Below are 22595 nucleotides of genomic sequence, written 5' to 3' on the forward strand. Positions count from 1 at the left end.
CATCACAGAAAGAGGGCCCCGTCCACGCTGGGTGAACGAGGCCCGAGAGGCTGGAGAATCTATTTGCCGCCGAAGATCGCGGCGAGCAGACCGCCGGCCACGGCGCCTGCGCCGATAATAGCGGCGGTCGAGGAGGCGGCGCTTTGCGTGCGCACTTCGCGGCGGACGCGGATCACGGCCGGCTCTGGCACGTCATAGTCCACCAGCTGCAGAGATTCCTCGGTGGTGGCCGCCCACGCGGAGGAATACAGCAGGATACGCCAGACGAAGTAGAGCAGGGCCATCACACCGATAATCGGCCCGAAGGTGGCACCGGCCGGGTTGGACAGCGCATTGGAGAAGAACAAGGAACCGAACTGCTTCAGGATTTCGAATCCAATTGCGCCCAGAAGAGCGGCCTTCGCGCAGGATTTCAGTGGGGTCGTGGTGCGCGGCATGAACTTCACCAACCAGAAGAACACGAGGTAGTTCGCCAGCACACCGACGACCACCGCCACCACATAGGTGATGTAGCTGATGCCAGGAATACCGCTCAAGCCCACTCGTTCCAGCAGCGTGGCGGTCAGGCCCGAGGCGCCCACGGCGGTCACGCCGAAGGCAAGCACCAAGGCCAGCAGCAGGGTGATCAGGCCGACGAAGTCGCGCAGCTTATTCACCAGGAAGTTGCCACCCACTGGGTTGAGCTTCCACATCTTGGACACGCCATAGCGCAGGTTGTGCATCCAACCCAGACCGGACCACAGGGCGGTGAGGGCACCGATTCCCGCGACCGAGCCGCGCTGTTTCACGGCGGTGTCCAGGATTTCAGTGAGGGTCTCAGACATGGAGCCGTCCACCGATTCGGTGATGCGCTGGTGCACCTCGCTGAGAAGCTGCGGATTGCCGGCGAGCACGAAGCCGAGGGCGGCAAAGAGCAGCATGAGAATGGGGAAAATCGACAGCACCGAAAAGTAGGTGATGCCGGCGGCGTATTGATTGCCACCCATCGAGGAATAGCGCTCCTGCATGCGCATGATGTGATCGAACCACGCGTGCTTGGCGCGGAACGCGGCGAGGGCGCCGACGTTATCGTCGTTGGTGCGCTCGATGCCGTGCACGTCGGTGCGTGCGGGATTAGCGGTAGTGCGTGCCGCCATAGATGGTGTCTCCTCAGTCTCTTTTATGCGTCTCGCTTAGCGACGCTGTCCTGCCAAAAAGCCCACCCGCTCGTAGACATCGTCCAAGGTGGATTCGGCGATCTCAGAAGCCTTATCGGCTCCCTTGGCCAGGATATTTTCCAGCTCGCCGCGATCAGCCAAGAAGCTATCGAAGCGCTGTTTGAGCGGGGTGGTGAACTCTTCCAGCGCGGCGGCCGTATCCGTCTTGAGCGCGCCATAGCCCTGTCCAGCATAACCGTTCACCAGATCCTCGATGCTGGTGCCGGTCAATGCCGATTGAATCACGAGCAGGTTGGACACGCCCGGCTTGGCCTCGCGGTCATAACGAATCTCGCCGTCATTGTCGGTGACGGCGGACTTAATCCGCTTGGCGGAGACCTTCGGCTCGTCGAGCAGGTTGATCAGGCCCTTGGGGTTGGAGCCGGACTTACTCATCTTCGAGGTGGGCTCCTGCAGATCGTAGATCTTGGCCGCGCCCTCGGGGATAAAGCTCTCCGGCACCACGAAAGTCTTCTTGTACTTGGAGTTAAAGCGCTCCGCAAGGGTGCGGGTGAGCTCGAGGTGCTGGCGCTGATCCTCGCCCACCGGCACCAGCTGGGGGCGATAGAGCAGGATATCGGCGGCCATGAGCATGGGATAGGTAAACAGACCGGCACTGGTGCGGTCTTGGCCCTGCTTGGCGGACTTGTCCTTGAACTGGGTCATGCGGGAGGCCTCGCCGAAGCCGGTGAGGCAGGTGAGCACCCAGCTCAGCTCGGCGTGGGCGGGCACATGCGATTGCACGAAGAGGGTGGACTTTTCCGGGTCAATGCCCAGCGCCAAGAGCTGCGCGACACCCTTGATGGTGCGCTCGCGCAACTCTTTCGGATTCTGCTCAACAGTAATGGCGTGCAGATCAGGGATGAAGTAGAAGGCGTCATAGGAATCCTGCAGATCAATCCACTGCTTCAGGGCACCGAGGTAGTTACCGAGGTGATAGGAGTCTGCGGTGGGCTGAATGCCGGATAGGACGCGTTGCTTCTTCTCTGGTCGTGGGGTGGTCGAGCGAGAGTTTTCCATAGTTTAATAATCCTACAACCCCCGCTCGCGCCCCGCCTGCACCCGGCTCCTCTTAGGCCTCTCTTAGGCTTGTCGACGCCTACCTCCCGCCACTACACCGCGTAGCGCACATTCAGCGGCGAGTGATCGGACCACCGCAGATTATAGGCATCGGCCTTATCCACCCAGCAGCGCTCGGCGCGCTGCAGCATGGCGGCGGTGGCCGCCTGATAGTCGATGCGCCACCCGGCATCGGTGTCGAAGGCCTTACCGCGGTAGGTCCACCAGGTATAGGGGCCGTCCACATCGCCCTCGAGGCGGCGGGCCACATCGAACCAGGCGGGATCGGTGGCCGGCTGCCGCAGCGGCGCTGCCGAGGAATAGTTCACCGCGCCTGCGAAGCTGCCATGGGCCTCCACCTGGCTTGCCCCATCGGGGAAGGTGCCAAAGACCGAGTCCATAAAGGCCCGCTCGTCCGGCAAGAAACCGGACTTCTTCTTATTGGCTTTGTCATTCTTCAAATCCTGGGCGCGGTGGCAGATATTCCAGTCACCGCCAATCACCATGTCCGGGTGGGTGGTGGCCAGCTCCTCCAGCAGGGGGCCGAAGGAATCAAGGAAGGCGTATTTCTCATCCTGCTTCTCGGTATCGGCCGCACCGGAGGGCAGATAGAGCGAGGCCACGCGCAGCGACTCCAGGGGAGCGTCGATAAGCGTGGCAGCGATGAAGCGGCCCGAGTCCTCGAAACCGGGAATGCCGATCTGCACATCGCCCAGCTCATAGCGGGAAAGAATCCCCACCCCGGCGCGCCCCTTGGCGGCGGCCGGCGCGGTGGCGAGATGCCAGCCCGAGTCCAGGGCCGGGGCTAGGGCGGCGCGGGCCTGGGCGTCCTCGGCGCGCACCTCCTGCATGAGCACCACATCCACCCCGGCGGTCTCGAGCCAAGCGAGCATGCCGCGGTTGTCCTCGGAGCGCTGCTTTACTGCGGCGCGGATGCCATTGACGTTGACAGAAGAAATCGTGATAGCCATAGCCCGCCATTCTATCGTGGCCATCTCCCCGACCTCGCCGGTAGCATTAGTTTCACACGCAAAATCCTCGGCCAGAAAGGTGGTTCATCATGGCAACACAGCAGGTTCTCGTCGCAGGAGCGGGGCTGGTGGGGCTGTGTACCGCCTTTAGTCTGGCGCGTGCCGGCCATGCGGTCACCCTCATCGATAGGGGCCGGATAGGCTCCGGCGCGGCCCGCGGCAATGCCGGGGAGATCACCCCGCTGCAGGCGCTGCCCATGCCCGAGCCGGCGCTGCTCACCCAGCTGGCCGAGGGCGTGCTCTCGCAGCGCCACTACTTCACCATCGCCCCGTTGGCGCTGCCGCGGCTGTCGGTATTTGGCCTGCAATTCCTGCGCAACTGCACGGAGTCGCGGCTACAGCGCAATACCGCCGCGCTGGATCAGCTGGTGCGCCAGGCGATGGCCGCCTATGACTCTTTTCACCGCGATGGCATCTCCCTCGCTGGCGGCGGCTGGGGCTATCTCAATGTGCACTCCGATCCCGCAGCACTGCGTGTCTTCCGCGAGGCCCAAGTTGCGCGCGCCCGGCATCTCGGGTTGGAGGAGCCTGGCCCGATTCTGAGCCGCGCCGAGCTGGAGGAGCCGCTGCTGGGCGAGGAGATCACCGCCGGCTATCGCATCCCCACCGAGCGCTATATCGATCCGGATCTCTTCTGCACGGAGCTGCACGCCGCCCTCAGCGAGATGGGGGTGACGATCCGCCCGCACACCGAACTGCTCTCGCTGGAGTCCACCCACGCCACCGTCCGCACCGGCGACGGGGTGGAGACCATCGGCTTCGATAAGGCCGTCGTCTCCACCGGCGCCTGGCTGAACCGGCAGCTTCGCGGCATCCCGGGGCTGCGCTTCTCCGCTATCACCCCGGGCACCGGCTATAGCTTCCATGTGGAGATGGATCCGCTGCCGCGCAGCCTCGTTATGGGACTGCATCGCAAGACGCTGATCGTGCCGATGAGCGGCAGCGCCCGGGTGGTGGGGCTGATGGATTTCGGTTTCCGCGTGGAGCGTTTCGAGCGCCAGCGCATGGATTTTCTGCGGGAACAGGCCGCGCACTTTATCACTGGTCTGGACACGGCCCCGGTCTCGCGGGAATGGACCGGCCCGCGCCCGATGACCCCCACCGGGCTGCCCTATATCAGCCCCGTGCGCGGACACCCGAATGTCATCGTCGCCGCCGGGCACAATATGCACGGGCTCACCCTCGGCCCTATCACCGGCGAAATTGTCACCGCGCTCGTCGCCGGCCGCGATCCGGGCATCGATATGCGCCCCTTTGCCCTACCGCGCCTTTAGCGCTGGGCGCTTGTCGACGCCATCCTGGCGTCTTCCGCCCGCTTCAGGCGATAGGCCAGCGCCCAGGTGCACACACCCAACACCGCCAGGCCGGCACCGGCCAGCGCGGGGGCGGCATAGGAGAATCCGGCGCCGATCACCACGCCACCCAGCGCCGCGCCCAGGGCGTTGGCGGTGTTGAGCGCGGTGTGGTTGAGCGAGGCCGCCAGCATCTGTGCCTCGCCGGCATTGTCCATGAGGCGGATCTGCAGGATGGGCACCAGCGCGCTGGCTGCGGTGCCGATCAGCACGAACACGGGAACGGCCAGCCACACATGCTGCGAGGCGAGATAGAACAGCGTCATGAGAATGGCCGAGGCGCTCAGCGCGCCCATGATGCCCTTTTCGAGGTTCCAGTCGCTGAGTCGGCCGCCGATAACATTGCCGAGCAGCTGGCCGAAGCCGTAGACCATGAGCACCAGCCACATCCAGTGCGGGTTCAGCCCCGCCCGCTCCGTCATGGTCCAGGTGATGTAGGTGTAGACGGCGAAGTTGCCGCCGAAGCCGATGGTGCCGATGAGCAGCGTCAGCCAGATCTGCGCCTTTGCGAGGGCCCCGAGCTCGGTGCGGGGGCTGGTCGGCGGCATCTCGGTCATGTGCGGCATGAGAAACCACAGCGCCACCAGGGTAATCAGCCCCACCGCGGCCACCAAGGCATAGGCGATTTGCCAGCCAAAGACAGAGCCCAGCGCCTGGGCGGCGGGCACGCCGGCCACCGTGGCCACCGAGAAGCCCATGCCCACATAGGCGATGGAGCGGCCCCGCTGCCCCGCCGGCGCCATGGAGGCGGTGGCCAGCGCGGTGATGGAAAAGTAGGCGCCATGCGGCAGGCCGGCGACGAAGCGGGTGATGAGCAGCATCGCATAGGAGGAGCTGAATACCGTGACCGCGTGGGAGATGGTAAACGCCGCCATGAGCAGAAGCAGCAGCCGGCGCCGCGGCATGAAGCCGGTAAACAGCGCCACCATCGGGGAGCCGACCATCACTCCCAGCGCATAGACGGAGATGACCGTGCCGGCCTTGGCCTCACTGATACCGAAGTCGGTGGCGATCAGCGGCAGCAAACCCATGGAGGCGAACTCGGTCGTGCCGATGCCGAAGGCGCCGAGCGCGAACGCGGCCATCACGATATAGCGGCGAGCATCCGAGATCTCGGTTTGGCGCGGCAGCCTCTTTGTCCGACGCAGCAACAGCTCTTCTCCTTTCCCACACTGGGGTGCAACACGTAGTACGAACGTTGAGACACTACACCTTTATGGCCACAATGCAATCCGGACAGGCGGGCGGGGAACGGCGGTGGGATCCGGACGCCTTTTTACCCCCATAGAAAAAGAGAACGGGTATCGTAGACGGCTGTACTGTTATTTCTTCAACTCATATATATAGGAGACGCATGGCTAAGATCATTTACACCCGCACCGACGAGGCCCCGCTGCTGGCCACCTACTCACTCAAGCCCGCCGTAGAGGCATTCGCAGCGACCGCCGGCATCGATGTGGAGACCTCCGACATTTCCCTCGCCGGACGCATTCTCGCCCAGTTCCCCGACTATCTCGGCGAGGACCAGAAGGTCAATGACGCTCTCGCTGAGCTCGGTGAACTAGCCAAGACCCCGGAAGCGAACATCATCAAGCTTCCGAATATCTCCGCCTCTCTGCCGCAGCTGCTGCGCGCCATCAAGGAGCTGCAGGACAAGGGCTTCGCCCTGCCGGAGTACCCGGAAAAGCCCTCCACCGATGAGGAAAAGGACATCCGCGCCCGCTACGACGCCGTCAAGGGCTCCGCGGTGAACCCGGTGCTGCGTGAGGGTAACTCCGACCGTCGCGCCCCCATTGCCGTGAAGAACTTCGTGAAGAAGTACCCGCACCGCATGGGCGAGTGGTCGGCCGACTCCAAGACGAACGTGGCCACCATGGACTCCGGCGACTTCCGCCACAACGAGAAGTCCGTGATTATGCCCGCCGCCGATTCCCTCACCATCAAGCTCGTCAGCGACGAGGGTGAGCAGGTACTCAAGGACAACCTGGAGGTCCAGGAGGGCGAGGTGGTGGACGCCACCTTCATGTCCGCTAAGGCTCTGGACGCCTTCCTCACCGAGCAGGTGCAGCGCGCTCAGGACGAGGGCGTGCTCTTCTCCGCTCACCTCAAGGCCACCATGATGAAGGTCTCCGACCCGATCATCTTCGGCCACGTGGTGCGCGCCTTCTTCAAGGATGTCTTCGCCGAGCACGGCGAGGTGCTGCTGGCCAACGGCCTGAACGGCGAAAACGGCCTCGGCGCCATCCTGGACGGCCTCGACTCCGTGGAGGGTGGCGAGGAGATCAAGGCAGCCTTCGAGAAGGCTCTCGCCGAGGGCCCGGACGTGGCCATGGTGAACTCCCACAAGGGAATCACCAACCTGCACGTGCCCTCCGATGTGATTATCGACGCCTCCATGCCGGCCATGATCCGCACCGCCGGCCACATGTGGAACAAGAACGACGAGGAGCAGGACGCCCTCGCCGTCATCCCGGATTCCTCCTACGCCGGCGTGTACCAGGCCGTGATCGAGGACTGCAAGGCCAATGGCGCCTTCGATCCCACCACCATGGGCACCGTCCCGAACGTGGGCCTGATGGCACAGAAGGCTGAGGAGTACGGCTCCCACGACAAGACCTTCAAGATCGAGGCCGACGGCACCGTGCAGGTCGTTAATTCCGCTGGCGAGGTGCTCATGGAGCACCAGGTCGAGGCCGGCGATATCTGGCGCGCCTGCCAGGCCAAGGACGCCCCGATCCAGGACTGGGTGAAGCTGGCCGTCACCCGCGCCCGTCTCTCCGGTATGCCGGCAGTGTTCTGGCTCGACCCGGAGCGCGCCCACGACCGGAACCTCACCGAGCTGGTGAAGAAGTACCTGGCCGATCACGATACCGAGGGCCTGGATATCCAGATCATGTCCCCGGTCGAGGCCACCACCTACTCGGTGGAGCGCATCCGTCGCGGCGAGGACACCATCTCCGTGACCGGTAACGTGCTGCGTGACTACAACACCGACCTCTTCCCGATCCTCGAGCTGGGTACCTCCGCGAAGATGCTCTCCGTGGTGCCGCTCATGGCAGGCGGCGGCCTCTTCGAGACCGGTGCCGGCGGCTCCGCCCCGAAGCACGTGCAGCAGCTGGTGGAGGAAAACCACCTGCGCTGGGACTCCCTCGGTGAGTTCCTGGCTCTGGCCGAGTCCTTCCGCCACGAGCAGCAGTCCAATGGCAATGACAAGGCCGGCGTGCTGGCCTCCGCTTTGGACAAGGCCACCGAGACCCTGCTGAACGAGGGCAAGTCCCCCTCCCGCAAGGTCAATGAGAACGACAACCGTGGCTCTCACTTCTGGCTGACTCTCTTCTGGGCCACCGAGCTGGCACAGCAGAGCGATGACGCGGAGATCGCCGCGACCTTCAAGCCGGTCGCCGAGGCCCTGCAGGAGGCCTCCGAGGAGATCCACCAGGCGCTCATCGACGTCCAGGGCGAGTCCGTTGATCTGGGCGGCTACTATGCCCCCGATGAGGAGAAGGCCAACGCTGTGATGCGTCCGGTCGCTCGCTACAACGAGATCCTCGACACCCTGAAGTAAGCACAACGCCAAGGCCCACCGCCGCAGAGATCATCCTCCGCGGCGGTGGGCTTTTGCCGTGTCTGGGCTGCTGCCCGCCCGCGCTAGGCCATAAAGCGGGCGGCAATATCGGCCGCAATCGCATCGGCGCGGCGCAAAATCCCGTGATTGCTGCGGGCTTGGGCGGTTTCCGCCACCGGCCAGTGCAGCCCCGCCACCGAAATCCCGAAGGCATAGAGGCTGGCCCAAGGCTGGCCATTGGCGGGGTGGATCACCCGCATCGTCTCCTCCGAGATCGCCAGGGCCCCAGTGGGCGCCGTGCCCGTTGCATCCGCCAGCACCATCTCCATGGCCACTTCCTCCGCCAGCAGCTGCTGCATGAGCGGATCGGCGCTCACGGACACATCGGGGTTGGGTTGGCGGGCCTCAATACACACCCGGCTGTGATAGCGCTGCGTGGCGTTCATCCGCGAATAGCCCACAAAGCCCTGCGGGGCACTGGGTTCCACATAAAAGCCGGGGCCGGGCAGGGTGACGATGCCGGCGTCGATAAGCGCATCGAGCTGCGCGAGACGAAACTGCGGCGGCCCCTGCAGATTCGCGCTATTGACCCCAGTGAAGAAGTCCTTAAAGTGCGCCGAGTAGCTATGCGCGGAGAGCCGCCCCGCGCCCACGGCCTGCTCAATCACCGGCCAGGTATCGCGAATCGGGTCAAACCACGAGGCGTCCTCGGTGAGGTAGGTGTGCAGCCACTGCCGCCACTGCCCCATGTCCACTGCGGGGTCGATGATCTTTTGCCAATCCACATCGGGATAGTGGGCCTCCACCTCGGCGGTGATAAGCGGCCAAATATCGCGCATGAAATCGATCGGCGGGGTGAGATCCGCGATCGCCTCCGGGGTGAGCACCTGCGGCGTGTACTGCTGGAGCAGATTCCGCTTGCCGCGATAGGGCAGACCACTCGGGGAGCCGGCCACGATATGCGGCTCCCGCCCCGAGGGCTCATAGCCCGCCGCGGTGAAGCGGCCGCCGCGGCCTTCGGTGAGGGCGGCCATATAGTCAAAGAAAGACAGCCCCACGCCCTTAATCAGCACCGTCTCACCGGGCTCTAGCGTCTCGAGCTCCGCGAGGTGGTCGGCGGCATTAGCGGGGTGGATGTGCAGCGTATTGGTGATCCCGAGCTGCGCTAGCGCCTCGTCGAGCTGGCGCACATCGGGTGGCAGCTGGGCGGGGATGTGGCCGAGCGTGAGCACGCAGGCGTCCACGCGAATAGATTCCGCCGCATCGGCGAAGTCGATCTGCCAGCCCTCCCCGAAGCGATGGACGCGGCGGGCCCGGCGCGTATGCACCCGCACGCCCGCGCCGTTGAGCTGGGAGAAACGCCACTGCAGATAGAGGCCATAGAGGGGCCGGCTGGCGGGATCCGCGGCCGCAAGCTGCGCGGCTTCCTGCTGTGCCCACTCGCCGGCGAGCGCCAGCCACGGCTCCGCGGCGTCGCTATGGGCCCATTCATAGAGAGTGGGGCCGGTGCAGAGCGGGCCGCTGAGCTCCACGGTCTCGTCCACGAAGGCCGTGACTTCCCCACTGGCGGTATTCATGAGCATGAGCGGCGACTGCTCGGGATTCCACACCGCACCGGAGCCGGGAGCGTACTCCTCGATCACCTCGATGCACAGATCTTGCACGCCGCGCTGCTCGGCGAAAGCTGTCAGCCTTTCCAGCACCGCCAATCCCCGCGGGCCACACCCAATGATCGCTATTCGAGCCATAGGGCCATTGTATTCCGCCGCCGCCTCGACTTCGTACAGGTGTTCCCTAGCGCTGGGCGCCTCGGCACCCTAGCATGAGGCGCACCACAGTCATTGAGCGAGCGCCCTAGCGGAAAGGACCCCATGAGCAGCGAATCCGAGCGTCTCTTCGCGCATATCACCGAACACTCCACCCTCCCCTCTATCGAGATTCAGCTGCGCGGCACCCCGCAGACGCTGAGCGAGAGCACCGTGGGCGGCCAGCCCTATCTGGACCCTGGCGAAGAGGCGCCGGTGGGCCAAGATGGCGAGCCGCTGGTATTTCTGACGCAGCTCAACCTCGCCGAGCTTCCCGCTAATGATCTGCTGCCTACCACCGGCCTGCTGCAATTTTTCATCGGCGGCGATGACCTGCTGGGCATGCACGACTTCGACAATATCCGGCGCAATAACCACCGGGTGATCTACCGCGAATCCTTTGATTCCACCGTCGACAGCAGCGCCTATACCCTGCCCGCCGCGGCCCACACCCCCTTTACTCGCAGCGAGGGCACTGGGATGGACTTCGAGCTCGTCCGCCAGCCCATCTCCACCGAGGACCATCGCTTCGAGGAGGCGGTGGAGGACGCAGAAGACGAGCTGGGTATCACGGTGGATGCTGCCGATATCGACGAGCTCGTGGATCAGCTCCGCGATAGCCACACCGCCGGCGGGCACCGTATCGGCGGCTATCCCTTCTTCACCCAGGCGGACCTGCGCACCCCAGAAGATGAGCTCGATGTGCTGCTGCTGCAGATCGATAGCGAGGGGCCGGTGATGTGGGGCGATGCCGGCGTGGGGGCGTTTTTCATCTCCGCTGCGGATCTTAAGGCCCGCGACTTCTCCCGCGTCGGCTATAGCTGGGACTGCTACTAGCCACGCGCTGAGGTGCTCTGTTCCCCGCCGACTCAGGGGTAGCGCGGGGGTCATGGCCCAAAGCGAGGACAGAGCGGCCATCGTGCTATAGCCTTAAGTAAATACAACCTCATACCCACGGGAGTGCGCTGATGCTGCGCGCTGAGAGGACCCAGCGCATGGGTCGACCGTATGAACCTGTCTGGATCATGCCAGCGTAGGAAGGATTTTTTATGACTACCCGTCTGTCTGCCGCCAAGAAGGCCCGCAGTGCCGCGCCCGAACCGGGCGAGCTGACCACCGGCCCCATCTACCGCAGCCACAAGACCTACCGCGAGGTCACCCACACCAACACCGATGGCTCCACCACCACCATGCGCATTCCGGCGCGGGCCATCGAGCTGACCACCGGCACGGATTTCGAGGTCTATGACACCTCCGGTATCTACACCGAGGACAACCCCCAGCTGGATCTGAAGAAGGGCCTCGAGCCGCTGCGCGAGCAGTGGGAAACCCCGGCCCCCGCCCCCGCCTCGGAGGCGCAGCCCACCACGCTGGTGCGCACCCAGCTGGCCTGGGCTCGGGCCGGGATCATCACCCCGGAGATGACCTTCATCGCCCACCGCGAGGGCTTCACCCCCGAGGAGGTGCGCGAGGAGGTGGCCGCGGGCCGTGCAGTGATCTGCGCCAATCACAGGCACCCCGAGATCGAGCCGATGATCATCGGCAAGAAGTTCGCGGTGAAGGTGAATGCGAATATCGGTAATTCGGCGGTCACTAGCTCCATCGCGGAGGAGGTGGAGAAGATGGTGTGGGCCACCCGCTGGGGCGCGGACACCATCATGGATCTCTCCACCGGCGACAATATTCACGAGACCCGCGAGTGGATCCTGCGTAACTCCCCCGTGCCGGTGGGCACCGTGCCGATCTACCAGGCCCTGGAGAAGGTCAAGGGCGATCCCACCAAGCTCACCTGGGAGATCTACCGCGACACCATCATTGAGCAGTGCGAGCAGGGCGTGGATTATATGACGGTGCACGCCGGGGTGCTGCTGCGCTATATTCCGCTGGCCGCCGAGCGCGTCACCGGCATCGTCAGCCGCGGCGGCTCGATCATGGCGGCGTGGTGCTTGAAGGAGCACCGCGAGTCCTTCCTGTACACCAACTTCGCGGAGCTCTGCGAGATTCTCGCCGCCTATGATGTCACCTTCTCCCTCGGCGATGGCCTGCGCCCGGGCTCGATCGCCGATGCCAATGACGAGGCCCAGTTGGCCGAGCTGCGCACTCTCGGCGAGCTCACCCGCATCGCCCACGATCATGGCGTGCAGGTGATGATCGAGGGCCCCGGCCACATCCCCATGCACAAGGTGGCAGAAAATGTCACCTGGGAGGAGGACTGGTGCGATGAGGCCCCCTTCTATACCCTCGGCCCGCTGACCACCGATATTGCCCCCGGCTACGATCACATCACCTCCGCGATTGGCGCCGCCATCATCGGCCAGGCGGGCACCGCGATGCTCTGCTACGTCACCCCGAAGGAGCATTTGGGCCTGCCCAACCGCGATGACGTAAAGACGGGCGTGATCACCTATAAGATCGCCGCCCACGCCGCGGATCTGGGCAAGGGACATCCCCGCGCCCAGGAGCGCGATGATGCCTTGTCCACCGCCCGTTTCGAGTTCCGCTGGCACGATCAATTCGCCCTGGCCCTGGATCCCGATACGGCGCTGGACTTCCACGATGAGACCCTGCCGGCTGAACCGGCTAAGACCGCCCACTTCTGCTCTATGTGCGGCCCGAAGTTCTGCTCGATGAAGATCAGCCAGGACGTGCGCGACTATGCCCAGGAGCACGGCCTCACCTCGGCTGAAGCCATCGAGGCCGGCATGCAGGAAAAGTCGGATGAGTTCACCGAGCGCGGCGAGCGCGTCTACCTGCCGCTGAGCCCCGCCACCTCCTAAAACCCACACCCGCACCCGACGCCCCGCCCCGGCCGATCAATGGCTGGGGCGGGGTCTCGTATATCGCCGATCACCCCCAAAATGAGCTAACTCACATACCAAGCTGTCTATCTTATCGTCGCAGTTCAGCGCGCCTAACCGCGCCCATGCCGGCCGCGTAGCTCTTGCTCTAGACCGAGCGGTTCGTTAGGGTTGCTGACAACGCAACGCGGGGCGCTGAGGATTCGACGCTCTCCGCTTTCCCTTAAGGACTCTTGGGAAGTCATTTCTTTTCAAGCGCTCGCCGCGGTCTATGGTTCCTCCTTCGCGGCGAAGCTGTCTCATACTGTGTTCTCCGGCGGATGGCTCGAACCGTCCCGCGTTGTGGTCCCCGATATATCCATGATGAGAGGAACCATCAATGCCTAAGTACAACAATGAGAACGCGGCCGAGTGGGGCTTTGCTACTCGCTCGATCCACGCCGGCCAGCCGGTGGACTCCGATACCGGCGCCCGCAATCTGCCGCTGTACTTCACCTCGTCCTATGTATTCGACGACGCCGCCCATGCCGCCGCGCGTTTCGATCTCTCCGACCTTGGTCCGGTGTATTCCCGCCTGACCAACCCCACCGTGGCCGCCGTCGAAGAGCGCCTCGCCTCCCTCGAGGGCGGCGTACACGCTGTGCTCTTCGCCTCCGGCATGGCTGCTGAGACCGCCGCGATCCTCAACCTGGCCCGCGCCGGCTCCCATATCGTCTCCTCCCCGCGCATCTATGGCGGAACCGAGACGCTCTTCCAGATCACCCTCCCGCGCTTGGGTATCGACGTCACCTTCGTGGAGGATCCGGACGATCCCGCCTCCTGGGCGGCCGCCGCACAGGACAACACCGTGGCCTTCTTCGGCGAGACCTTCGCCAACCCGCAGGTGGATGTGCTGGACATTCCGGCCATCTCCGCGGTGGCGCATGAGCACAAGGTGCCGCTGATCGTGGACAACACCGTGGCCACCGCAGCCCTGGTCCGCCCGCTCGAGCTGGGCGCCGATGTAGTGGTGGCCTCGCTGACCAAGTTCTACACCGGCAATGGTTCCGGCTTGGGCGGTGTGCTTGTCGACGGCGGCTCTTTCGATTGGTCCGTGGAACACAACGGTGAACCCAAATACCCCGATTTCGTCACCCCGGACCCCGCCTATCACGGCCTGCGCTATGTGGACCTCGGCCCCGCCGCCTATGGCCTCAAGGCCCGGGTGGGTCTGCTCCGCGACACCGGTGCCGCCCCCTCCCCCTTCAATGCGTGGGTGACCGCCCAGGGCCTAGACACCGTTGGTCTGCGCGTGGAGCGCCACAACTCCAATGCCTTGGCCGTGGCCCAGTTCTTGGAGTCCCAGCCTGCGGTGACCAAGGTGAACTATGCCGGCTTGGAGTCCTCGCCCTTCCACGCCACCGCGGAGAAGCTGGGCCTGGCCACCACCGGCTCGGTGCTCTCCTTCGATATCGAGGGCGGCCGCGATGAGGCATGGGCCTTCATCGACGCCCTGCAGCTGCACTCCAACCTGGCGAATATCGGCGATGTGCGCTCCCTCGTGGTGCACCCGGCCTCTACGACGCACTCGCAATCGGATGAGGCTGGTCTCCGCCGGGCCGGTATCAGCCAGTCCACCATCCGCCTCTCGGTGGGTATCGAGGCGATCGAGGACATCATCGCTGATCTCGAGCGCGGCTTCGCCGCCCTCAGCTAACCCACCGCAGCGATCACTCGCTCCGGAGAGGGAAAGGACGCAGACGATGAACCTAGGCACACCCGGCCAGCTGCACACGGTGCCGCTCGGCGAGTTCCGCACCGAGGCCGGTGTGAGCCTGCCTATCTCCCTGGCGTATATGCGCTTCGGTGAGCCCCGCGCGGATGGCTCCAATATCATCCTCGTCGAACACGCCCTCACCGGCGATGCCAATGCGGCCGACTGGTGGGGCGGGCTCATCGGGCCGGGCCGCGCCTTCGACACCACCGAGTACTGCATCATCTGCACCAATGCACTCGGCGGCTGTCAGGGCTCTACCGGCCCCGCCTCCCCGGACCCAGACGGCGTGCCGTGGGGATCGCGCTTTCCGGCGCTATCCATTCGGGATCTCGTGCACGCGGAAAAACTCCTGCTCGATCGCCTCGGCATCACCCGCCTGCGCGCCGTCGCCGGTGGCTCCATGGGTGGCGCCCGCACCCTCGAATGGGCGCTGCTCTACCCCGAGATGGTGCAGGCCTGCCTGGTGGTGGCGGTCTCGCCGCGGGCCAGTGCCTGGCAGATCGGCGTGCAGCAGATCCAGATTGCCTCCATCACCTATGACCCCCATTGGCAGGGCGGGGATTACTACGGCACGGGGCGCCGCCCCGAACAGGGGCTCACCACCGCCCGCAAGCTGGCACATCTCACCTACCGTGGCGAGCTAGAGATCGACGAGCGCTTCGGCACCACCGCCCAGCGCGGGGAGAATCCCCTAGGCGCTTATCGCGACTCCACCCAGCGCTTCGCCGTGGAAAGCTATCTCGACCACCAGGGCCGCAAGCTCGTCGATCGCTTCGACGCCGGCTCCTATGTGGTGCTCACCGAAGCGCTCAATCGCTTCGATATCGGCCGCGACCGCGGCGGACTGGTGCCTGCCTTGGCGCAGATCACCGCCCCCACCATGGTGGCAGGAGTAGACACCGACATTCTCTACCCCTACTACCAGCAGGAATTGATTGCGCGGAATGTCGCCCATCCCCTCGGGATGGCCCATATCTCTTCCCCGGTGGGCCATGACGCCTTCCTCGTGGAAGAACGCCAAATGGACAATATTGTGCGCCGTTTCCTCGCCGCCAGCTAGCTACCGAGGGCGTCGATAGAGGCGGAGATGTACATCATCAATCCGCCCACGACGGCGGTGAAGGCGACGTCGAAACGCCGCGAGCGCACCGCCAGCACCCCCAATACATGGGAATCGCAAACGTAACGGATCCCGGATAACAGCACGAGACTGGCGCCGAAGACGAAGGTGGCTCGGCGCCAGTGATCGCTGAAGAGAAACACCGCGGCCACAATCAGCCCCAGCACGAACACACCCATCAGCGCCCGTTGCAGGCGAAGGGGTAGCGGCGAGGGCGGCAGGGCCCGATCGTGCGGGTTGCCGCTGAGATCCGCGATAGGGTCGACGCGCTCCACGGATCCGGTATTAGAGCTCGCGCTGGGTGAGACCGGCGAGCTTCTCCGCCCGCTCCACCACATTGCGCACGAGGAAGGCGCGGGTCAGCGGGCCCACACCGCCCGGGTTCGGCGATACAGCACCGGCGACCTCCCACACATCGGGGTGCACATCGCCCATCAGCTGGCCGTCCTTGCGGGAGACTCCCACATCCAGCACGGCCGCGCCCGACTTCACCATGTCGGCGGTGAGCATATGCGGCACACCCGCGCCGGCGATGATCACATCGGCCTGCTGGGTTTCCGCCTTCAGATCGGCGGTGCCGGTGTGGCACAGCGTCACGGTGGCGTTCTCGGAGCGGCGGGTGAGCATGAGCCCGAGGGGGCGGCCCACTGTCACGCCGCGGCCGATCACCACAACCTTGGCGCCGTTGAGCTCAACATCGAAGCGGCGCAGCAGATGAATGCAGCCATTGGGGGTGCAGGGCAGCGGGGCGGGCTCGTTGAGCACCAGCTTGCCCAAATTCACCGGGTGCAGGCCATCGGCATCCTTGGCGGGGTCGATGGCCTCGAGCACGGCGTTTTCGTCGATGTGCTTCGGCAGCGGCAGCTGCACAATGTAGCCGGTGCAGGCGTCATCATTATTCAGCTCCTCAATCACCTCGAGCAGCTCTCCCTGGGTGACATCCTCCGGCAGGTCCTTCCGGATCGAGTTCACGCCGATCTTCTCGCAGTCCTTGTGCTTCATGCGCACATAGGACTGACTGGCGGGGTCCTCGCCCACCAGCACCGTCGCGAGCCCTGGAGTGATGCCCTGTTCCTTGAGTCTTTCGACTTTCTTCGCAAGCTCGACAAAAATTTCGTCGCGGTAGAGTTTTCCATCCAGTTTCATCGCGGTCATGGATCCATTATGACAGACGTCTGCCGCGTAGGATGGGCCCACGTGAACACCGCGCCCGTTACCAGCCCCAGCACCGCCCTGCCCTATGCCCATGTGGTCTTTGATAACCCGGTGATTCCCCCGAATACCGGCAACGCCATCCGCATGTGCGCCGGCACGGGCGCCACCCTGCACCTGTGCGAGCCACTCGGCTTCGATCTCAGCGAAAAGCACCTGCGCCGGGCCGGTCTTGACTATCACGACCTCGCCCAGGTGCAGGTGCACTCCTCGCTTGCAGCGTGCCTCGACTCACTGCCCGATGCTCGGGTCTTCGCCTTCACCACCAGCGGCACTCTTAGCCACTCGGAGGTGCACTACCAGCCCGGCGATGTGCTGCTCTTCGGCACCGAGCCAACGGGGCTGAGCGCGGCGGCGCTCTCCCATCCCCGCATCACCGCTCAGGTGCGGATTCCGATGCTGGCGGGGCGGAGATCGATGAATCTGTCCAATGCGGCGGCTGTGGCGGCCTATGAGGCGTGGCGGCAGCTGGGCTATCCGGGCTGTGCAGCGCCGGGAGCTGGCGCTGGCGGAGCCGATTAAGCAGGGCGTAGCCATCGGCGCTGGCGATATGCTTGAGCTCCATCTTTACCGGGCCTTCCACCAAGTCGAGGCGGACGCTCACCAGCCCGAGGTACTGCTGCAGCGGCCCGGCGCTGAGCGTGAGCTCCTGAATATGCTCCAGCTCCACCACGCTCATGGTGCGGCTGAAGCGCCCGGTGTGGATGACGGCGTAGTCCTCCACCAGGCTGAGCCCGCGGTAGCGATAGTGCACCGGCCCCAACCATCGCGCCTGGCGGGGAGAACGCAGCATCGGCGAGTGCAGCTGCCCTGGCTGCGCCGGCCCCTGCAGGTGCTCGGCGTCGACCTTGCTGAGTAGCAGGAGTAACGCGGTGGCCGTGGCATAGTCTCCCACCGGCAGCACCGTCGTGGTGGTGGAGGTATCGCTGCTATCGCCATAGCCGGCCACCGACACCGTGACCTTCCACCAGCCGATGCGCCGCCACAGCAGCGGCTGGGTGATGGATACCCCGTGTACGCGGTGCAGCGGCACGGTTTGCGAGCGACGCTCGGTGAGCCCATAGCGCAGCAGCAGCTCATGGGTGGTGGCATTGTGCTCGGCACGAAAGCCCCACGCCCTATTCGCGAAGCTGACCACGGAAGGTAAGCCAGCGAGGAGCATCGGCAGCACGATGGCGAGTCCGGCAGGGGTGAGCACGATCAGGATGAGCGCCAGCGCCGTAACGATGGTGGACCACTGGAGGGCCAGCGCGAGCAAGGCCTGGCGCACAGGAACGGCGGCCAGCAGCTCTGGCGCGGCGGCCGCGGGAGCTGCGGGCGCGGAGTGCTCGGTCACTGGCCACTCAGCCGCAGCACTCTCGGTAGCAGCGCCCCTCGGCGCGTCCTGTTCTCCGCGGCTATGGCGCAGCACAGTGTCTTTGACCTGCTCGGCGGTGTTTTTATCTAGGTACTCGATCTTCAGCACCGAATCATCGCCGCCTGCAGTTTCAATGTGCACGGCAGCAAGACCACAGATACGGGCGACGAGGGGCTCGGCCACATCGACGGCCTGAATCCTATCGCAGCGCGCGGACCGGGATTGGCGGCTGAATACGCCTTTTTCCACCACCACTTCATCGCTGCCGAGGCGATAGCCATTGCGCTTCCACCAGATCCGGGACAGCGCCCACGTCAGCCCGAGCACAAGCACGGTGCCGCCGATACTCACCACGATGGGCAGGAGGGAAAAAGAGTCCCGATCGCGCAGCAAACCAACAATATCGCCGAGGAGCTCCCGCTGGTTGATGCCGATGGCGACGATCAGCGCCAGCAGCGCCCGCCAGAAACGAATCAGCGGGGTCAGAGGGTGAACGCGCTGGAATTCGGCGTTGTCTGCGGTGACCGCAGCCGCGCCGTTGTCTGGTGCGGCGGCGTCGGGGTGCAGTTCTTCTTTCACAGGCCGCTCATCCTCTCCTTCGCCTTCTCACTCAGACGCGCGCGCAACTCGGAGGCCACATCCTCGGGCAGGCCCGGAATGCTGGAGTCGCTGGTGGAGGACGCGGTGTGCAGCTCGATATTCTTCAGCCCCAGAGCACGCTCGATGGGGCCGTTATTGATATCGACGAATTGGATGCGGCCATAGGGCACCACAGTGAGGCTGTAGAACAGGCGGCCGCGGCGCACCAGCAGCTCATCCTCGGTTTCCGCCCAGCCGATGCGCGCCACTTGCACGATGGTGAGCCAGGCGATAAACGCGATGATGCCAGCCAAGGCGATCGCACCAATGATGAGCGCAATCTGCCACCCACCAGAGGCGAAGTACGCACCGATGGCCATGCCGAGTGCCGCAAGGACCAGAGCGGGCATGCGGCCGATAAGCCGCGCCTTCACCAAGGCCGGGGAGACGGGCTGAAACGTCACGCCCATGGCGTCGGCGTCGCGCTGGTTGAGTTCGGTGTGAGAAGCCATAGGCCCACTTTTAGCACAGTGCGCACCGTGCCCCGCTGCTTAGCGAAAGTCGCGGGAACGGAGGTCCAGCATCTCTCCGAGGGCCAGGGGCTCGAACTTATCGGCCTCCACGGTGGCCGCCCCGGTGGCGGTGCGCACAATACCGCGCACGAGCAACGCGGTGGCGGTGCGCGCGAGCCGGCGATAGCGCGCCCACAGCCCCGGCGAGACCACCACATTGATCAAGCCGGTCTCGTCTTCCATGCCAAAAAATACTGCCCCACTGGCGGTCTGGGGACGCTGGCGATGGGTGATAATGCCGGCCACGAGGATGCGGCGGCCGTCCTCCTGTGCCAGCAGCTGCGCCGCGGGTATCACCCCGCGCCGGTCCAGCTCGGCGCGGATGAGCTCCAGCGGCTGGCTGGCTGGGGTGATCCCGGTGCTGGCCACATCGGCCACCATGAGCTCAAAGGTGTTCATTCCCGGCAGCGGCGGCGCGGTGATCGCCGAGAGCCCTGGCAGCATGCCCTGCTGCTCACTGGCCGCCACGCCCGCCACCCATTGGGTTTGGCGGCGGCTGATCCCGAGCGCCGCGAAGGCCCCGGCGCGGCCGAGGCTTTCCACATCCCGGACGTTCAGCTCGGCGGCGCGGGCGATATCAGCCACCGTCGATGCCGGCGTTAGGCCGTGTCGGATCTCCTCGAGCTTCTCGGCCGCCTGCCGCCGCAGCCCTTTCACCGAGCACAGTCCCAGCCGGATTGCCCCGTTGTCCACCCGTGGTTGCACATCCGAGTCCAGCACCGAGACCGGCTCTACCTGCACCCCGTGCCGGCGGGCGTCTTGGATCAGGGATTGGGGCGAATAAAAGCCCATGGGTTGGGCGCGCAGCAGGCCGACGCAGAACTCGGCCGGGTAGTGGTATTTAAACCAGGCCGAAAAATACACCAAGGAGGCGAAGGATTGGGAGTGGGATTCGGGAAAACCATAGGCGGCGAAGGCCATAATTTTCAGCCACAGCCGGTGGGCGGTGTCCTCATCTATATTGTGGGTGCTTTTACAGCCCGCATAGAACTTCGCCCGCAGCGTCTCCATTCTCTCCGGGGAGCGTTTAGAGCCCATGGCGCGTCGTAAAGCATCGGCCTCGACGCCGCTAAAACCGGCGGCGTCCACCGCTATCTGCATGAGCTGTTCCTGAAAGAGCGGCACGCCGAGGGTTTTAGCCAGCGCGTTTTCCAGGCAGGGGTGATCGAACTCCACGGGCTCGAGGCCATTGCGGCGGCGGATATAGGGGTGCACTGAGCCGCCCTGAATCGGGCCCGGGCGTACCAGAGCGACCTCCACCACGAGGTCGAAGAACTCGCGTGGTTTTAGCCGCGGCAGGGTATTGAGCTGGGCGCGGGATTCCACCTGAAAGACCCCCACGGCATCGGCGCGGGCGAGCATGGCATAGACCTCCGGCTCGGCGAGGTCGAGCTCCCATAAATGCACGGTGATGCCGTGCTGCTCTGCCACGAGATCGATCATGTGGTGCAGGGCCTCGAGCATGCCCAGGCCCAAGAGGTCGAATTTCACCAGCCCCGCGGAGGCGCAGTCATCCTTATCCCACTGCACCACGGAGCGATCGTCCATGCGCGCCCATTCCACAGGCACCACATCCGCGATGGGGCGATCACACAGCACCATGCCGCCGGAGTGAATGCCGAGATGCCGAGGCTGGCCTTCCAGACTGGCCGCGAGCTGGCGCACCTGCTCTGGCGGGTCGGCGACGCCGCGCGACCAGGCATCACAGCTGCCCTGCGCAAAACCGAGGGCGCGCCCAGCATCGCGTATCGCCCCCTTATGGCGATAGGTAATCACATTGGCCACCATGGCGGCGTAGTCGCGGCCATAGGTGTTGTAGACGTATTGGATCACCTCCTCGCGGCGGCCCGATTCAATATCAATATCGATATCCGGCGGCCCTTCTCTTTCGGGAGAGAGGAAGCGCTCAAAGAGCAGCCGCGCACTGATCGGCTCCACATTCGTGATGCCGAGGGCAAAGACCACCGCAGAGTTGGCGGCTGAGCCGCGACCTTGGCAGAGAATATTCTCCCGCCGGCAAAAATCCACGATCCCGCACACGATGAGGAAATACCCGGCGAAGCCGAGCTGTTCGATCACCTCCAGCTCATAGTCGATCTGCGCATGGGCGCGGTGGGCGATCTCGGTGGGCCGGGACGCATAGCGCTGGGGAGCCCGCTCCGCGACCAGCTGGCGCAGCTGCGCCATCTCGTTGTCGCCGTGGCTGGGCAGATTCGGGGCCACGAGGGTGAGCTCTAAGGCGCATTCCTCCGCCAGCCGCAGATTCTCTGCCATGAGGTCACTGGCGTGCGGCACCATGGTGGCCAGCGCCTTCTCCCCCAGCAGCCAGCGCCCACCCATGGGATCGAGTTCCGCGGCGTGATCGCCCACGCTGCGGCGGGCGGCGAGGGCGTCCTTCGCGGCGGCGAGTCGCCGCGCGCCCATCGTGGCGGCAGTCGCCACGGCGGAAACGGTCCCCCGCAGCTGGTACTGGGCGCGAAGCCGGTCCAGCTCGGCGTGCGCATCGGCGTCCGTGGGGCGGCGAGAAATCCGGTACTCGAGGCGGATATTCTCCCGCCCGAATGCCGCGATGAGGGCGGGAAGCTGTGGGGCCCAGGTGGCGTCGACAAGCACATACCAGTGACCGCCGGCAGCGGTGCCGAGCGCCGCCAGTGAGGGATAGACCGTGTGGTCTTTTTCCCCTGCGGCCATAGCCGCGGCGGAGATAACGCGGCTGAGGCGGCGATAGCCTTCGACGTCCTTGGCGAGCACACACAAGGTGGCCGGAATCCCCAGCTGTTCGCCGACGCTGAGCTCGGCACCGATGATCGTGTCCAGCTGATACTGCGCTGCGGCCTCGGCGAATTTCACCACGCCATAGAGGCCATCGCGATCGCACAACCCGAGGGCGCGGTAGCCCAATTCCACGGCGCGAGCGACGAGTTCTTCTGGCTCAGATGCGCCGTGTAAAAAGCTATAACTCGAGCGGCAATGCAGGTCCGCGATACGCCCGTGCGACTGTCGAACATGCGCTGCGTTAGGGCTAGACTGAGTGGGTGCCGATTGCAGGCGCCCATCATAGCGGCCAGAGAGCAGCCTTTCCAGTTTTGACCAGCTTAAAGGGCGAGCATTGACCCCCAAGAAGCAGCCATTCCATTCCATGCGCCCCACGCTAGCATGTTTCGCACACCTGTTCTAGCCCCTTATTGCCCCC

At 64.8% G+C, this 22595-nt stretch carries 16 protein-coding genes, 1 pseudogene and 1 riboswitch; of the genes and pseudogenes, 7 read left to right on the forward strand and 10 right to left on the reverse strand.

The window, feature by feature from the left end; genetic code table 11:
* Window positions 1-59: 59 nt before the first annotated feature.
* The 3 genes from yhjD to KR227_RS10435 all read right to left on the reverse strand — a co-directional run bounded on the left by yhjD (window position 60) and on the right by KR227_RS10435 (window position 3220).
* The gene (gene yhjD, locus KR227_RS10425; RefSeq protein WP_218365263.1) at window positions 60-1136 is read right to left on the reverse strand and encodes an inner membrane protein YhjD; all 1077 of its coding nucleotides are present in this window, start codon (window positions 1134-1136) and stop codon (window positions 60-62) included.
* A gap of 36 nt (window positions 1137-1172) precedes the next feature.
* Complete coding sequence (gene trpS / locus KR227_RS10430) at window positions 1173-2216, reverse strand: tryptophan--tRNA ligase (RefSeq protein WP_151529555.1); 1044 nt, start codon at window positions 2214-2216, stop codon at window positions 1173-1175.
* Window positions 2217-2308: 92 nt separating this feature from the next.
* Window positions 2309-3220 (reverse strand): exodeoxyribonuclease III, encoded by a 912-nt coding sequence (locus KR227_RS10435; protein WP_218365311.1) that lies wholly within the window; start codon window positions 3218-3220, stop codon window positions 2309-2311.
* A 95-nt stretch (window positions 3221-3315) separates the two neighbouring features.
* Here KR227_RS10435 and KR227_RS10440 point away from each other — a divergent pair, with 95 nt between their 5' ends.
* Window positions 3316-4560, forward strand: a complete 1245-nt coding sequence (locus tag KR227_RS10440; RefSeq protein WP_218365264.1) for an FAD-binding oxidoreductase — start codon at window positions 3316-3318, stop codon at window positions 4558-4560.
* Here KR227_RS10440 and KR227_RS10445 read toward each other — a convergent pair.
* The gene (locus tag KR227_RS10445) at window positions 4557-5789 is read right to left on the reverse strand and encodes an MFS transporter (RefSeq protein WP_151529558.1); all 1233 of its coding nucleotides are present in this window, start codon (window positions 5787-5789) and stop codon (window positions 4557-4559) included. The genes KR227_RS10440 and KR227_RS10445 overlap by 4 nt on opposite strands.
* A gap of 203 nt (window positions 5790-5992) precedes the next feature.
* Here KR227_RS10445 and KR227_RS10450 point away from each other — a divergent pair, with 203 nt between their 5' ends.
* Entirely contained in the window at window positions 5993-8203 is a 2211-nt protein-coding gene (locus KR227_RS10450; RefSeq protein ID WP_218365265.1) for an NADP-dependent isocitrate dehydrogenase, read from the forward strand.
* Window positions 8204-8286: 83 nt separating this feature from the next.
* On the opposite strand, the gene KR227_RS10455 is transcribed toward KR227_RS10450, so the two are convergent.
* A complete protein-coding gene (locus KR227_RS10455; RefSeq protein WP_218365266.1) occupies window positions 8287-9951 on the reverse strand; it encodes an FAD/NAD(P)-binding protein in 1665 nt (554 codons plus the stop codon).
* Window positions 9952-10074: 123 nt separating this feature from the next.
* Here KR227_RS10455 and KR227_RS10460 point away from each other — a divergent pair, with 123 nt between their 5' ends.
* The 4 genes from KR227_RS10460 to KR227_RS10475 all read left to right on the forward strand — a co-directional run bounded on the left by KR227_RS10460 (window position 10075) and on the right by KR227_RS10475 (window position 15622).
* Window positions 10075-10845 (forward strand): YwqG family protein, encoded by a 771-nt coding sequence (locus KR227_RS10460; RefSeq protein ID WP_218365267.1) that lies wholly within the window; start codon window positions 10075-10077, stop codon window positions 10843-10845.
* Window positions 10846-10952: 107 nt separating this feature from the next.
* Window positions 10953-11065, forward strand: a riboswitch (TPP riboswitch).
* The gene (gene thiC / locus KR227_RS10465) at window positions 11058-12785 is read left to right on the forward strand and encodes a phosphomethylpyrimidine synthase ThiC (RefSeq protein WP_218365268.1); all 1728 of its coding nucleotides are present in this window, start codon (window positions 11058-11060) and stop codon (window positions 12783-12785) included. Its footprint overlaps the riboswitch before it by 8 nt.
* 400 nt (window positions 12786-13185) lie before the next feature.
* Window positions 13186-14502 (forward strand): O-acetylhomoserine/O-acetylserine sulfhydrylase, encoded by a 1317-nt coding sequence (locus KR227_RS10470; RefSeq protein ID WP_218365269.1) that lies wholly within the window; start codon window positions 13186-13188, stop codon window positions 14500-14502.
* A 46-nt stretch (window positions 14503-14548) separates the two neighbouring features.
* Entirely contained in the window at window positions 14549-15622 is a 1074-nt protein-coding gene (locus tag KR227_RS10475) for a homoserine O-acetyltransferase (protein WP_218365270.1), read from the forward strand.
* Here KR227_RS10475 and KR227_RS10480 read toward each other — a convergent pair.
* Both KR227_RS10480 and KR227_RS10485 read right to left on the reverse strand, forming a co-directional pair.
* The gene (locus KR227_RS10480) at window positions 15619-15957 is read right to left on the reverse strand and encodes a DUF3017 domain-containing protein (RefSeq protein WP_370625229.1); all 339 of its coding nucleotides are present in this window, start codon (window positions 15955-15957) and stop codon (window positions 15619-15621) included. The two genes, KR227_RS10475 and KR227_RS10480, sit on opposite strands and share 4 nt — an antisense overlap.
* Window positions 15958-15967: 10 nt before the next feature.
* A complete protein-coding gene (locus tag KR227_RS10485; protein ID WP_218365272.1) occupies window positions 15968-16837 on the reverse strand; it encodes a bifunctional methylenetetrahydrofolate dehydrogenase/methenyltetrahydrofolate cyclohydrolase in 870 nt (289 codons plus the stop codon).
* Between the two features lie 42 nt (window positions 16838-16879).
* Here KR227_RS10485 and KR227_RS10845 point away from each other — a divergent pair, with 42 nt between their 5' ends.
* Complete coding sequence (locus tag KR227_RS10845; RefSeq protein WP_370625230.1) at window positions 16880-17416, forward strand: tRNA (cytidine(34)-2'-O)-methyltransferase; 537 nt, start codon at window positions 16880-16882, stop codon at window positions 17414-17416.
* Between the two features lie 28 nt (window positions 17417-17444).
* On the opposite strand, the pseudogene KR227_RS10490 reads toward KR227_RS10845, so the two are convergent.
* The 3 genes and pseudogenes from KR227_RS10490 to KR227_RS10500 all read right to left on the reverse strand — a co-directional run.
* A pseudogene (locus tag KR227_RS10490) lies at window positions 17445-18830 on the reverse strand (PH domain-containing protein); the annotation flags it as partial.
* On the reverse strand, window positions 18827-19342 hold the full coding sequence (locus KR227_RS10495; RefSeq protein ID WP_218365274.1) for a PH domain-containing protein: 516 nt from the start codon (window positions 19340-19342) through the stop codon (window positions 18827-18829). The gene KR227_RS10495 and the pseudogene KR227_RS10490, both read right to left, overlap by 4 nt.
* Before the next feature lie 39 nt (window positions 19343-19381).
* Window positions 19382-22543, reverse strand: coding sequence for an error-prone DNA polymerase (locus KR227_RS10500; RefSeq protein WP_218365275.1), 3162 nt, complete (start codon window positions 22541-22543; stop codon window positions 19382-19384).
* Window positions 22544-22595 lie beyond the last annotated feature (52 nt).

The sequence above is a fragment of the Corynebacterium sp. TAE3-ERU30 genome (assembly GCF_019209925.1).
Taxonomy (GTDB): domain Bacteria; phylum Actinomycetota; class Actinomycetes; order Mycobacteriales; family Mycobacteriaceae; genus Corynebacterium; species Corynebacterium megadyptis.